Annotated in this window: 11 protein-coding genes; 7 read left to right on the plus strand and 4 right to left on the minus strand. The window is 53.8% G+C overall.

Translation table 11 applies throughout. From position 1 onward, the window contains the following. Positions 1 to 2 precede the first annotated feature (2 nt). From R3196_RS05965 to rraB, 5 genes are read left to right on the plus strand one after another with little or no spacing between them, the layout of a single operon-like run. On the plus strand, positions 3 to 578 hold the full coding sequence (locus R3196_RS05965) for a YqiA/YcfP family alpha/beta fold hydrolase (protein ID WP_318935787.1): 576 nt from the start codon (positions 3 to 5) through the stop codon (positions 576 to 578). A 46-nt stretch (positions 579 to 624) separates the two neighbouring features. Beyond that, a complete protein-coding gene (gene parE, locus R3196_RS05970; RefSeq protein WP_318935789.1) occupies positions 625 to 2517 on the plus strand; it encodes a DNA topoisomerase IV subunit B in 1893 nt (630 codons plus the stop codon). 14 nt (positions 2518 to 2531) lie between these two features. After that, a complete protein-coding gene (gene parC / locus R3196_RS05975; protein WP_318935791.1) occupies positions 2532 to 4772 on the plus strand; it encodes a DNA topoisomerase IV subunit A in 2241 nt (746 codons plus the stop codon). Between the two features lie 12 nt (positions 4773 to 4784). Continuing rightward, complete coding sequence (locus R3196_RS05980) at positions 4785 to 5504, plus strand: 1-acylglycerol-3-phosphate O-acyltransferase (protein WP_318935792.1); 720 nt, start codon at positions 4785 to 4787, stop codon at positions 5502 to 5504. Positions 5505 to 5510: 6 nt separating this feature from the next. Next, on the plus strand, positions 5511 to 5912 hold the full coding sequence (gene rraB, locus R3196_RS05985) for a ribonuclease E inhibitor RraB (RefSeq protein ID WP_318935793.1): 402 nt from the start codon (positions 5511 to 5513) through the stop codon (positions 5910 to 5912). 21 nt (positions 5913 to 5933) lie between these two features. On the opposite strand, the gene R3196_RS05990 is transcribed toward rraB, so the two are convergent. Genes R3196_RS05990 through pepA form a run of 3 tightly spaced genes read right to left on the minus strand, consistent with a single transcriptional unit; the run spans position 5934 to position 10764 of the window. After that, a complete protein-coding gene (locus R3196_RS05990) occupies positions 5934 to 8783 on the minus strand; it encodes a valine--tRNA ligase (protein ID WP_318935794.1) in 2850 nt (949 codons plus the stop codon). A gap of 18 nt (positions 8784 to 8801) precedes the next feature. Beyond that, positions 8802 to 9257, minus strand: coding sequence for a DNA polymerase III subunit chi (locus R3196_RS05995; protein ID WP_318935796.1), 456 nt, complete (start codon positions 9255 to 9257; stop codon positions 8802 to 8804). A gap of 1 nt (position 9258) precedes the next feature. Further along, complete coding sequence (pepA, locus tag R3196_RS06000; RefSeq protein WP_318935797.1) at positions 9259 to 10764, minus strand: leucyl aminopeptidase; 1506 nt, start codon at positions 10762 to 10764, stop codon at positions 9259 to 9261. A 123-nt stretch (positions 10765 to 10887) separates the two neighbouring features. Here pepA and lptF point away from each other — a divergent pair, with 123 nt between their 5' ends. Together lptF and lptG are read left to right on the plus strand one after the other, a co-directional pair. After that, positions 10888 to 11994, plus strand: a complete 1107-nt coding sequence (lptF, locus tag R3196_RS06005) for an LPS export ABC transporter permease LptF (RefSeq protein ID WP_318935799.1) — start codon at positions 10888 to 10890, stop codon at positions 11992 to 11994. After that, on the plus strand, positions 11994 to 13064 hold the full coding sequence (gene lptG, locus R3196_RS06010) for an LPS export ABC transporter permease LptG (protein ID WP_318935800.1): 1071 nt from the start codon (positions 11994 to 11996) through the stop codon (positions 13062 to 13064). Before lptF ends, lptG begins: the two co-directional genes overlap by 1 nt. 19 nt (positions 13065 to 13083) lie before the next feature. Here the strand turns inward: lptG and R3196_RS06015 are convergent, their stop codons facing one another. Next, positions 13084 to 13593 carry an RDD family protein gene (locus R3196_RS06015; protein ID WP_318935801.1) on the minus strand — a complete coding sequence of 170 codons (510 nt, stop codon included), beginning with the start codon at positions 13591 to 13593 and terminating at the stop codon, positions 13084 to 13086. Positions 13594 to 13780 lie beyond the last annotated feature (187 nt).

Here is a 13780-nt window from a genome sequence, read left to right on the forward strand (position 1 = left end):
CAGTGCTGCTGTACCTGCATGGCTTTGAAAGCTCGCCGGCCTCACCCAAAATCACTGAACTAAAAAATTTCTTAGCGAGCCGGGCTCAGGCTTCTGAGCTTTTAGCGGAACAGTTGCCGGCCAGCATGGCAGCCACCCGCGATTATATTGATGGCGTGCTAAGCCGATGTCAGCCCCGTGCGGTGATGGGCAGTTCGCTTGGCGGTTTCTGGACCCATTATGCGGTCAGTTGCCTGCGCGCCCGTGGCCAGCCAGCCCGTGGGGTACTAATAAATCCGGCAGTTCAGCCCGCCCAGTGGCTGGCCGACGAGATGCCGCTGCGCGAACATCCCTACACCGGCGAGCGCTATCAGTTGGGTAATGATGATAAGCAGACGCTTATAGCGGCTGCGGGTCAGCTTGATCCCGGAGCGGAACTGCTGGTATTACTGCAAACCGGTGATGAGCAGCTGGATTATCGGGCCGCACGTGATTATTACCGGAATCAGCGCATGATCGTTGAACAGGGAGGCGATCACAGCTTTGCCGGATTTGCACGATACCTCCCGTCGGCGCTTGAGTTTCTCAACGTCCTGTAACAGTATATGGGCATCATTTCCGGTGCCAAAATTATAAGAAGAGCGCATGTCAGATTACAAAGCAGATTCGATAGAGGTCCTCAACGGCCTCGAGCCGGTTCGCCGTCGACCCGGCATGTATACAGATACCTCTCGTCCTAACCATCTCGGCCAGGAAGTCATCGATAACAGTGTTGATGAAGCGCTGGCGGGTCATGCCCGTGAGATGGTTGTCATCCTCTACCCGGATCAGTCGATGGAAGTTCAGGATGACGGTCGGGGGATGCCGGTAGATGTGCACGCTGAAGAGGGGATCCCGGGTGTTGAGCTAATTATGACCAAGCTCCACGCCGGCGGGAAGTTTTCGAATAAAAATTATCAGTTCTCCGGCGGTTTACACGGGGTGGGTATTTCCGTTGTAAACGCGCTGTCTACCCGGGTCGAAGTTACCGTGAAGCGGGATGGCCAGGTTTATGAAATGGCTTTCGAGAACGGCGATAAAGTCAGCGAACTGACTGTGACCGGCACTGTGGGTAAACGCAATACGGGTACCAGCCTGCGGTTCTGGCCCGATCCTAAATACTTTGACTCGCCGCGCTTCTCGGCGCTGAAGATGAGCCATTTATTACGCGCTAAAGCAGTTTTGTGTCCGGGGCTGAAAATTACCTTCCGCAACCTGGCAGATGAGACTGAGCAGTCCTGGTATTACGAAGATGGCCTGCGCGATTATCTGGTGGAATCGGTTCAGGAGCTGCCAACCTTGCCCGAAGAGCCGTTCACTGGTGCCTTTACCAGTAACGAAGAAGCCGTTGAGTGGGCCGTGACCTGGCTGCCGGAAGGCGGCGAGGGCGTTATGGAAGGTTATGTGAACCTGATCCCGACGCCACAGGGCGGTACCCATGTTAACGGTCTACGGCAGGGCCTGCTGGAAGCCATGCGAGACTTCTGTGACTTCCGTAATTTATTGCCGCGCGGCGTCAGGCTGACACCCGAAGATATCTGGGAACGCTGTAGCTATATCCTCTCAGTGAAAATGCAGGATCCGCAGTTCGCCGGCCAAACCAAAGAACGGCTATCGTCACGCCAGTGCGCGGCGTTTGTTTCTGGTGTGGTCAAAGATGCGTTCAGTTTGTGGTTGAATGAACACACTGAACAAGCGGAACAGCTGGCTGATCTATGTATCAATAATGCGCAGCGCCGCATGCGCGCCAGTAAAAAAGTGGTGCGTAAAAAAGTCACGCAGGGGCCACCACTGCCGGGTAAGTTAACCGATTGTGCTACCCAGGATACCAATCGTAGTGAACTCTTTCTGGTCGAAGGGGATTCTGCCGGTGGCTCAGCCAAACAGGCGCGGGATCGCGATTTTCAGGCGGTCATGCCGTTGCGCGGAAAAATTCTCAATACCTGGGAAGTGGAGTCTGATCAGATCCTTGGCTCACAGGAAATTCACGACATTTCCGTGGCGCTGGGAGTCGACCCCGACTCAACCGATCTGGACAAGCTGCGCTATGGGAAAATCTGTATCCTTGCCGATGCGGACTCCGACGGACTGCACATCGCTACCTTGCTGTGCGCGCTCTTCATGAAGCACTTCCGCACCCTGGTCGATCATGGCCATGTATATGTCGCCATGCCGCCGCTCTATCGGGTGGATGTTGGCAAGGAGGTGTTCTATGCCCTGGACGAAGATGAAAAGCAGGGCATTCTGGATCGCATTGAAGCCGAGAAGCGCAAAGGCAAAGTGAACGTGCAGCGTTTTAAAGGTCTGGGTGAAATGAACCCATTACAATTGCGCGAAACGACCATGGATCCGAATACCCGCCGGCTGGTTCAGCTGACGGTAGATGATATTGCTGCAACCGATGAGTTGATGGACATGCTACTGGCGAAAAAACGATCCGGTGATCGCCGCGAATGGCTGGAAAGTAAAGGCAACCTGGTCGATCTGGCTGAGCTGTAAGGAGAATACCGCGAATGACGATGGAAAATATAGAACAGGTTCCGCTACGCCGGTTTACTGAAGACGCTTATTTAAATTATTCCATGTATGTGATCATGGATCGGGCGCTGCCGCATATTGGCGACGGCCTGAAGCCGGTCCAGCGGCGTATCATCTATGCGATGTCTGAACTGGGCCTGACGGCGCTGGCAAAATATAAAAAGTCGGCGCGTACCGTCGGTGACGTACTCGGTAAATTCCACCCCCACGGCGATAGTGCCTGCTACGAAGCTATGGTACTGATGGCGCAGCCATTCTCTTACCGCTATCCGCTGGTAGACGGGCAGGGCAACTGGGGTTCGTCGGACGATCCGAAATCCTTTGCTGCCATGCGTTATACCGAAGCCAAGCTGTCGCGCTTCAGTGAAGTGTTACTGTCAGAGCTTGGTCAGGGCACAGTTGACTGGAGCCCGAACTTCGATGGCACTATGAAAGAGCCGCGTATGCTGCCGGCCCGGTTGCCGCATATTCTGTTAAATGGCGTTACCGGTATAGCTGTTGGGATGGCAACGGATATTCCGCCGCACAATGCCCGCGAAGTTGCGCATGCCTGCGCTATGTTACTGGAAAAACCCAGCTCGACCCTGGCCGACGTGATGGAGCATATGCACGGGCCGGATTATCCGACTGATGCTGAAATTATCACGCCGCACGATGAAATCGTAAAAATTTACGAAAGTGGCCGCGGTACGATTCGTATGCGCGCAAAATATGTGATGGAAGACGGTGAGGTGGTGATTACCGCGTTACCGCACCAGGCTTCAGGCTCTAAGGTTCTGGAGCAGATCGCGGCGCAGATGCAGGCGAAAAAGCTGCCTATGGTCACTGACCTGCGCGACGAGTCTGACCACGAGAATCCAACCCGGCTGGTGGTTGTGCCGCGTTCTAACCGAGTGGATGTTGAGCAAATGATGCAACACCTGTTCGCGACCACTGATCTGGAAAAGAATTACCGCGTCAACCTCAATATGCTGGGCCTGGATGGCCGGCCTCAGGTCAAACCTATATTAACTGTGTTAAAAGAATGGCTTGAGTTCCGCCAAACTACCGTCACGCGGCGCTTACAACATCGTCTGGACAAAGTGCTGGCGCGTTTGCATATCCTTGAAGGCTTGTTGATTGCCTACCTGAACATCGATGAAGTTATTGCGATTATCCGGTACGAAGATGAGCCTAAAGCTGAACTGATGTCACGGTTTAAGTTAAGTGACACCCAGGCTGAAGCGATTCTTGAACTGAAATTACGGCATTTGGCTAAGCTTGAAGAAGTGAAGCTGACCGGCGAGCAGAACGAACTGGAGCAGGAACGGCAGCAACTTGAGTTATTACTCAGCTCTGATCGCCGTTTGAAAACTCTGATCCGTAAAGAAATACTTGCTGACGCCGAAAAATATGGCGATCCACGTCGGTCGCCGTTAGTGGAACGGCAGGAAGCTAAAGCACTAAGCGACCGCGACCTTACGCCAGCCGAACCGGTTACCGTAGTCCTTTCAGAAAAAGGCTGGGTGCGCGCGGCCAAAGGTCACGATGTTGATGGCACCACGCTGGCTTATAAGTCCGGCGATCGTTTTCTGGCCTCCGCCCAGGGCAAGAGCAATCAGCAGGTGGTCTTCCTCGACAGCTCCGGGCGCAGCTTCTCCTGTGAAGCGCACTTACTGCCGTCGGCCAGAACCCAAGGCGAACCACTAACCGGACGCTTTAACCTGGTGTCTGGTGAAACGATTGAGCATGTGCTGATGGCGAAGGACGAGCAACGTTACTTACTGGCGTCCGATGCTGGCTATGGCTTTATTTGTACCTTTGGTGACCTGGTCAGCCGCAATAAGAACGGCAAGACCATACTGAACTTGCCGACGGGCGCGAAAATACTGCCGCCAAGTCAGGTTCAGAGCACCGAAAGCGATCAACTGGTGGTGGTATCAAACGAAGGCCGGATGCTCATTTTCCCGGTCTCTGAATTGCCTGAACTAGCAAAAGGTAAGGGTAATAAGATGATCAGTATTCCGACTTTGCGTGCCCAGTCGCGCGAGGAATATGTGGTCGCGGCTGCCATCGTACCAGTTGAAGCGCCAGTGACTTTGCTGGCTGGTAAACGTAAACTCACCCTGAAGGCGCCGGATCTGGAGCACTACCGTGGTGAACGCGGACGGCGTGGTAATAAGCTGCCACGTGGCTTGCAGCGGGTCGACGCAATAGTCGTTGAGAATCAGGATTAAACCGGAGATATCATGCTCGCAGTTGTACGGATAATTCTACTGGGCTTGTTTGTTGTGATTGGCAGTACGCTGTTGCTGTTGATTTGTCTGGTGCGTCCTTTCCACCCGCAGAACACCCCACTGGCGGGTCGCTGGTACGGACGCATGCGGTACTTGCTGGGAATCGAAATGGAAGTGCGGATCCCGGATGAGGTTGATCCGGACAAGGCTTACGTCTATATCGCCAATCATCAGAATACCTGGGATATTTTCACCCTTGCCGGCGCGATTCCTGATCGCACCGTAAGCATAGGTAAGAAAAGCCTGAAGTGGATTCCGTTTTTTGGTCAGCTGTACTGGCTGGCGGGGAATATCCTGATTGACCGCAAACATACGGGCCGCGCTCGCGGGACCATTGAACAGGCGGCAGCGGCAATTAAGGATCGGAATATCTCGATTCTATTGTTTCCTGAGGGAACGCGCAGCTACGGCAGAGGCTTGCTGCCATTTAAAACCGGCGCTTTTCGCACCGCGATGCAGGCAGGAGTTGATATTGTGCCGATCTGCGTGTCTAATCTGCATGGTCGAATCAAGCTTAATCGCTGGAACAACGGCAAGCTCATTGTTGAGATGCTGCCGCCGGTTTCAGTGAAGGATTACGATGCAGAGTCCGTGCGGGCTTTATCAGCGCACTGTCACCAGTTGATGCAGATGAAAATCGGCGAACTGGATCATGAATTAGCACAAGGATAAGCCATTATGGCGGTTGATCTGGATGCGCTCCGTGCGCAAAGTGAAGAGACGGTTGAAGCCCTGCTTGCCGATGGTGCGCCTGCTGATGACATCTATACCATAGAGCACCACCTAGCCAGTAACGATTTCAGCAAGCTGGAAAAAGCCGCGGTCGAACTGGTTAAAGCGGGCTACCATGTAGATGATGCCGACGAATTCGAGCTGGATGACAATTCCCGCTTCTTTGCATTCGTTGCTGTTTCAGAAACCACCCTGGACGCCCGTGTACTTGATACACAGACCCAGGAAGTGGCCAAAATAGCTGATTTAGCTGGGGTTGATTACGACGGTTGGGGCACCTATTACGGCGACGACGATTACGATGAAGACGAAGATGAGGATGACTCCGACGACGAGCCGGAGCATTAATACGAATTTAATCGCCGCGCTTTAGAGCGCGGCGATTTTTTCCCGCTGCTGTTGCAGTTGGGCCAGACTTTCTTCCGCCTCCGCCTGCTTAGCCCGTTCCTTCTCAATAACTTCCGCTGGCGCCTTACTGACAAAGTTTTCATTGCTCAGCTTGCGACTAACCATGTCGACATCTTTCCGTGCTTTCTCAATGGCTTTGTCCAGTCGTGCCAGCTCCGCTGCGGTGTCAATCAGCCCCGCCATGGGGATATGCACTTCCATGCGGCCTACCAGGGCTGTGGCGCTGGCGGGAGCCGCTGCGGAAGAGCTGATGAACTCCACTGATTCGAGTTTAGCCAGCGAACTCAAAAAGCTCAGGTTGTTTTCCAGTCGCGCTTTGGCATTGGCGTCGGCATTACTGATCAGTACCGGCAGTGGCTTAGCCGGTGACAAGTTCATTTCGCCACGAATATTACGAATGGCGACAATAACCTGTTTCAGCCACTCCATATCATCACGGGCACTGGCAAAACGCTGATCCTGAACCTGGGGATAAGGTTGCAGCATAACCGTATCGCCGCTGACACCGGCAACGGTCGCAACCCGTTGCCAGATAGCTTCGGTAATAAATGGTAGTAACGGATGCAACAGCCGCAGTAACTGTTCAAGCACCGTAATCAGGGTGTGCCGGGTGCCGCGCAACTGAGCTTCACTACCGTTAAACAGAATGGGCTTGGTCAGTTCCAGATACCAGTCACAGAACTGGTTCCAGGTAAATTCGTAGGCAATGCCGGCGGCTTGATCGAAACGGTAGTTATCAAGCGCAGCGCGGAACTGGGCAGTAGTATCGTTCATCTGCTCGATAATCCACTGATCGGGCAGTGACAGCTCCATTTCGCCGCCATTAGTGCCACAGTCCTGCTCTTCGGTATTCATGAGTACATAGCGACTGGCATTCCACAACTTGTTGCAGAAGTTACGATATCCTTCAAGGCGTTTCATATCCCAGTTGATATCGCGGCCGGTCGAGGCCAATGCGGCCAGAGTGAAGCGCAGCGCATCGGTGCCGTGCGCATTAATCCCCTCAGGAAACTGCTGCGCCGTGCGCTTGGCAATTTTCGTCTCCAGTTGTGGCTGCATCATATTTGCGGTGCGCTTGGCTATCAGCGAATCCAGCTCGATACCATCGATCATGTCCAGCGGATCCAGTACGTTACCTTTGGACTTGGACATTTTCTGGCCTTCGTCGTCGCGAATCAAGCCAGTAACATAAACCGTCTTAAAGGGGACCTGGGGCTTGCCGTCTTTATCTTTGAGGAAGTGCATGGTCATCATGATCATCCGGGCGACCCAGAAGAAAATGATATCGAAACCGGTAACCAGAACGTCAGTCGGGTGGAAGGTCTTTAAGTCGTCAGTCTGCTCCGGCCAGCCCAGCGTCGAGAACGTCCACAGGGCAGAGGAGAACCACGTGTCCAGCACATCCTCGTCCTGATGCAGTTCACGGTCGCCCAGGTCATGCTCGGCGCGCACCTCCTCTTCACTATGACCGACATAAACGTTACCGTCGTTATCGTACCAGGCCGGTATCCGGTGGCCCCACCATAGCTGCCGTGAAATACACCAGTCCTGAATATCGCGCATCCAGGAGAAGTACATGTTCTCGTATTGCTTAGGTACAAATTCAATGTCCCCGTTTTCAACGGCTTTGGTTGCCACTTCGGCCAGCGGCGCCACGCGTACGTACCATTGATCAGTCAGATGGGGTTCAATAGGAACACCGCCGCGATCACCGTACGGAATTTTGTTGGTATGGGCTTCGGCTTTTTCCAGCAGGCCCAGGCCTTCGAAGTCTTTAACGATTTGCTTGCGGGCGGCGAAGCGCTCCAGCCCGCGGTAAGCGGTCGGCAGTGAGCCGTCAAAACCGTCAATCTCGGGCAGTACTTCACCGGTAGGCGTGTACAGGCCGGCGACCGCACGCACATGGGCAACATCATCAAAAATGGCAATCATCGGCAGGTTGTGGCGTTTACCGATTTCATAGTCATTAAAATCATGAGCGGGGGTGATTTTGACACAACCAGTACCGAACTCACGGTCAACGTAGCTATCGGCAATGATCGGGATCCGCCGGCCAACCAGCGGTAAGTCGATATACTTACCAATTAATGAGCTATAGCGCTCATCTTCTGGATGCACAGCCACACAAATATCACCGAGCATAGTTTCGGGCCGGGTGGTAGCAACCACCAGGTGATCCTTGCCGTCGGCCGTGCGGGCGCCGTCAGCGAGGGGATAGCGCAAGTGCCAGATCTGGCCTTGCTGCTCTTTGTTTTCAACTTCCAGATCAGAGATCGCAGTCTGCAGCTTAGGATCCCAGTTAACCAGGCGTTTGCCGCGATAAATAAGATTTTCTTTGTGCAGGCGCACGAATACTTCTTTAACCGCCTGCGACAGGCCCTCATCCATAGTGAAGCGCTCGCGCTCCCAGTCAACGGAATCGCCTAAACGGCGCATCTGTTGAGTGATAGTGCCACCGGACTCGGCTTTCCAGTCCCATACTTTATCAATAAAGGCTTCCCGGCCGAGCTCCTGGCGGGTCACGCCCTGGGCGGCTAATTTTCGTTCGACCACCATCTGGGTGGCGATGCCGGCGTGGTCAGATCCGACCTGCCACAGCGCGTTATAACCGTCCATACGCTTGTAGCGGGTCAGGGTATCCATGATGGTATGCTGAAACGCATGGCCCATGTGCAGACTGCCAGTCACATTCGGCGGTGGAATCATGATGCAGTAAGACTCACCCTGACCGGAGGGCTTAAAGTAGCCGTTCTGTTCCCACTGCTGGTACAGGGCTTCTTCAATTGCGTTTGGCGAATACGTTTTGTCCATAGAAACCTTCACTTCGTTCTATTTATCGGAATTGGAGTTCAGTTCGGCAGCATTGATGGTTTGTAATTCAATGCGTTGACTGCGATAGGCTTTGTAACGATCCCGGGCCTGCTGACGCTCTGTGTCGGCTGCCGGAACCCGGTCAATAATAAGTCGTGCGCCCTGCATGGGCGGCAGCTCGTCCATCAGATTAACGACCACTGCGGTACGGCGTGCCGGGGCGTTACTGCCGGCCCAGCAAATCTCAACCGGGGCGCCCTGAGGCGGACCCTCACCATAGATATTATGGGGAACAAAGGCATTTACCGGTTGCTGCCACAGGGCTTCGTCCAGCTGCTCTGCCTGCAGCTGGCTCTGGCACCAGACCCTAACGCTGCGCTGCTCGCGCCAGCGCTGGGCAATCTGGCTGCAGAATAAGCTAAGCTGCTGATCCTCATTAAGCCCGTCCAGCACATAAAAGATGCCTTGTGCCATATTAATCCTGTGTCGTGTTTTGCGTTCTGTTGATCAGAAACTGCGTCAGCAGCGGCACCGGCCGGCCGGTTGCGCCTTTCTTCGAACCGCTACGCCAGGCGGTACCAGCAACATCCAGGTGCGCCCAGTTATATTTCTTGGTGAAGCGCGATAAGAAACAGGCTGCGGTAATAGTGCCAGCTTCACGCCCACCCAGATTTGTCATATCGGCAAAGGGGCTGTCTAACGCATCCTGGTATTCATCCCACAGCGGCAGGCGCCAGGCGCGGTCACCACTTTGCTCAGAAGCGTTTATCAGTTCATGAGCGAGCGGATTATGGGTGCTCATAAGCCCGCTGGCATGATTACCCAATGCGATAATACAGGCGCCGGTAAGGGTCGCGATATCGACGACCGTCTCAGGTTCAAACCGCTCAACGTAAGTCAGGGTATCACAAAGCACCAAGCGGCCTTCAGCATCTGTGTTCATCACTTCGACTGTTTGTCCGCTCATGGTTTTGAGGATATCACCCGGGCGATACGCTTTACCATCAACCATATTCTCGCAACCTGCGATAGCGCCGATGACGTTGATTGGCAGCTTAAGCTCAGCGATGGCCCGCATGGTGCCGAGCACTGCCGCAGCACCGCCCATGTCGTATTTCATTTCATCCATATTCGCCGAAGGTTTAATTGAAATACCACCGGAATCAAAGGTCAGGCCTTTACCCACTAATACGACCGGCGCTTGTTCGTCATTACCACCACGATAATTCAGAAGCGTTAACACCGATTCATTATCAGAGCCCCGCCCTACGGCCAGGTAGGCGTTCATACCTTTTTCCGCCATTTCCTGCTCGGTGATAGCGGTGAACGTCATGTTCTCATGCTCGTTGGCCAACGCTTCGGCCTGTTCGGCAAGATAGCGGGGAGTGCAGATGTTGGGTGGCATGTTGGCCACATCCCGGCAACTGGTGACGCCATTAGAAATGGCCAGGCCATGTTGGATGGCCTTTTCGCCCAGCGGCAGTTCCCGTCGTGTCGGTACATTGAATACCAGTTTGCGCAGTGGCCGGCGCGGCTCTTCTTTGCGTGTTTTTAGCTGATTAAAACAATACAGACCTGCCTGCGCCGCTTCAACCGCCTGCCGCACTTTCCAGTAGGTATCGCGGCCTTTAACGTGCAGCTCACTAAGAAAGCAGACAGCTTCCATTGAGCCGGTCTCGTTTAATGTATTGATGGTTTTTTCTATAATTTGTTTATACTGTCGTTCATCTAGTTCACGTTCTTTGCCGCAGCCAACCAGCAATACCCGTTCGCTGAGGATATTTGGAACATGGTGTAACAACAGCATCTGGCCGGCTTTGCCTTCCAGATCGCCGCGGCGCAATAGGTTGCTCAGGTAGCCTTCGCTTACTTTATCGAGTTGTTCGGCAACGCCGGATAAACGGCGGGGTTCAAACACGCCAACGACGATACAGGCCGAACGTTGTTTCTCCGGACTTCCACTTTTGACACTGAACTCCATACGTACTCCCGTTTATGGCGGTTGACAGCTTGGGGCTGCCATAGAATAATTCTTGTGAAAACGACAAGTTTACTGAAAAATCGCCGTATTTCCAGCAAAAAGCAACGTTAAGAGTGGTTACCAGTGCGTATATTTCGCTATTTGATGCGAGAAACATTTAAATCACAAATCGCCGTACTGGTGGTTTTGATGACCATTTTTATCAGCCAAAAATTCATTCGGGTGCTGGCAGACGCCTCAGCCGGTGAAATACCCGGTGATTTAGTTATTAAATTACTTGGGCTGAACCTGCCGGCGCTGGCCGCGCTAATTCTTCCGTTAAGTCTTTTCCTCGGTATTTTGCTCGCCCACGGGCGCATTTATGCAGATAACGAAATGAGCGTTTTACATGCCTGTGGCGTGAGCGAGTGGTACGTTACCAGGGTCACGCTGGTGGTAGCGGTTATTCTGGCTTTGGTAACCGCCGCACTGACGTTATGGCTGGTACCCTGGTCACTGGACCAGGAACGTCTGGTTGAGGAGCGGGCCCGCAGTGATACCGGGCTAAGCGTAATTATTCCCGGCCGGTTCCAGCAGGCCAGTAACCGCAAGGCAGTCATCTTCGTGCAAGGCCTGACGGAAACCGGTGAACTCGATGAAGTCTTTGTCGCGCAGTCGCTGCTGGATGAAGACAGCCAGGTGGCCGGCGGCAGTGTGGTTATGGCTGATACGGGGAATGTCATTGCTACAGAAACCGGCTCCCAGAGCCTGGTGCTTAATAATGGCACCCGTTATGCCTCAGACCGCAGCAATAACGAATATCAGGTAATGGAATTCGCCAGTTACAAATTGCAGATCAAAGAGCAGGAAAGCTCTGAGTACATTCGCAAGCTGGAAACCTATAGTACCGCCGAGCTCTGGTATGAGGATAATCCGGAGGCGCATGCTGAGTGGCAGTGGCGGCTGGCTATTCCACTGGCTATGCCGTTACTGACTTTGATCGCCGTACCGTTAAGTCGCGTCAATCCGCGCCAGGGCAAATTTGCCCGGATGGCGCCGGCGCTGCTTATCTACCTCGGCTACTTTCTGTTGCTGATGACCGCCCGCTCCGCAGTTGCTGACGGCCTGATACCGCCCTCGATCGGACTGTGGTGGATCCACGGCTTGCTGATCCTGTTTGGCGGGCTACTTATCTTTAAGGGGCGCCCGACAGGCCTCCGGTTGCTGGCCCGATTGCGGAGGAGTAGCTGATGTTTAGTATCCTCGATCGCTATATCGCGCGCACCGTCCTGAATACATCCTTACTTAGCCTGGCGGTGCTTAGTGGGCTGTCCAGCCTGATTAGGTTTGTCGAACAACTACGCTCCGTGGGCAAGGGCACTTATTCGGTGGCTGACGCCGGTCTCTTTGTACTCTACAGCTTGCCGCGGGACATCGAAGTGTTTTTCCCGATGGCAGCGTTGTTGGGTGGGCTTATCGGCATGGGAATGCTCGCCAGCAATTCTGAACTGGTGGTGATGCTGGCGTCAGGCCGGTCGCGTCTGAACATTGTTGGTTCGGTAATGAAAGCTGCGGTGGTTATGATGCTGGCAGTAATGGCTATGGGTGAGTGGATTGCGCCACAGTTAGAAGCTCAGGGCCGCGAACTGCGCGCCACCGCAATTTCTGGCGGCAGTTTGATCTCTGCACAGCAAGGCGTCTGGGCTAAAGATGGCAACCATTTCGTAAACATTGGCGAGGTAGAGGATACCGGCCGGCTGCGCAATATCACCATCTATCGATTCGACGGAGAACGCATTCTTGATTCAGTCGTGCAGGGGCAGAGTGCAGTTTACCGCAATGATCGCTGGCTACTGACCCAGGTAACTATTACCTCGCATCAACCGGAGCAGATTGACCGGCGGCAACTGCCGCAGTGGGTCTGGACGTCATCTCTGACGCCGGATAAGCTTGGGGTAGTCACGGTCAAGCCGGAATCCCTGTCAATCCGCGGTCTGGTGGATTATCTGGACTACCTGGAAGCTAATCAACAGGCGGCGGAGCGTTATGAACTCGCATTATGGCGCAAGGTGCTGGCCCCGGTTACCGTTGCCGTTATGTTGTTAGTGGCGTTGTCATTTATCTTCGGGCCATTGCGTTCAACCACCATGGGGGCGCGAATTCTGCTGGGGGTAATTACCGGCTTTAGCTTTCATGTCAGTAATGAGATTTTTGGCCCGCTGGCGCAGGTGTACCAAATGCCGCCGGTGCTCGGAGCACTATTGCCCAGCCTGCTGTTCGCCGGGGCCGCAATCTGGATGATGCGGCGACGGGGTGCCTGATTGTTATTGTTATTTGGGCTTAGAGCTCTTTCCAGTAATAAAGCTGGTTCGCTTCTTTTGAGAGGGTAACCAGCTCGGTCCCCGCTGCATAATCATGCCAGGCGCGGCGGTTTCTGAAATCTACCAACACCCATAAATTACCTAGCCCGAACAGCGCCGTGACCATTCTGATCACCGCCTGGCGCGGGGTAATGCGGCTGCCATCCCGTTGTTGCACCTTAAGCCGCCAGGCCCGCATACCGATTGTTTGTCCGCTGCGCCACCAGAACCAGCCAAAAAATAATGCCAGCATCAGTACCAGATAAACCTGGTACAGGGGTTGGCTGGTTAGCCACCCAGCATGGTCCATATCGCCCTGCAGGGTGATAATACCCATTGCCGTAAGCAGGGCAGTGAAGCCAAGTGCCAGAGCCGAGGCCAGCATCACGATAGCTGTGGCGACCAGCAGATCGTAAACCCAGGCGGCCAGGCGACGGGTGAAGCTGGCGCTGGGAAAACTGGCATGAAGTGTTTGCGATGGGTTCGCCATGAGCGCTCTCAAAAAATACTGATGAAATTGCGCGATATCATACCCAATTTAACGACGGGATTCAGAACAAATAATTTTCTTGATTGGGCGTTGCGCATGCGTATAATGCGTCCCACAAAGTTTACCCGGTTATTCCTTATCTTTATTGCCGAAGTGGCGGAATCGGTAGACGCAGCGGATTCAAAAT

It is taken from the genome of Pseudidiomarina sp. (genome assembly GCF_033722695.1).
Lineage (GTDB): Bacteria > Pseudomonadota > Gammaproteobacteria > Enterobacterales > Alteromonadaceae > Pseudidiomarina.

Excerpts from the sequence above, each read along its gene's own strand:
- parE (WP_318935789.1), top strand. The coding sequence starts at position 625 with ATGTCAGATTACAAAGCAGATTCGATAGAGGTCCTCAACGGCCTCGAG.
- parC (WP_318935791.1), top strand. The coding sequence starts at position 2,532 with ATGACGATGGAAAATATAGAACAGGTTCCGCTACGCCGGTTTACTGAA.
- R3196_RS05980 (WP_318935792.1), top strand. The coding sequence starts at position 4,785 with ATGCTCGCAGTTGTACGGATAATTCTACTGGGCTTGTTTGTTGTGATT.
- rraB (WP_318935793.1), top strand. The coding sequence starts at position 5,511 with ATGGCGGTTGATCTGGATGCGCTCCGTGCGCAAAGTGAAGAGACGGTT.
- R3196_RS05990 (WP_318935794.1), bottom strand. The coding sequence starts at position 8,783 with ATGGACAAAACGTATTCGCCAAACGCAATTGAAGAAGCCCTGTACCAG.
- R3196_RS05995 (WP_318935796.1), bottom strand. The coding sequence starts at position 9,257 with ATGGCACAAGGCATCTTTTATGTGCTGGACGGGCTTAATGAGGATCAG.
- pepA (WP_318935797.1), bottom strand. The coding sequence starts at position 10,764 with ATGGAGTTCAGTGTCAAAAGTGGAAGTCCGGAGAAACAACGTTCGGCC.
- lptG (WP_318935800.1), top strand. The coding sequence starts at position 11,994 with ATGTTTAGTATCCTCGATCGCTATATCGCGCGCACCGTCCTGAATACA.
- R3196_RS06015 (WP_318935801.1), bottom strand. The coding sequence starts at position 13,593 with ATGGCGAACCCATCGCAAACACTTCATGCCAGTTTTCCCAGCGCCAGC.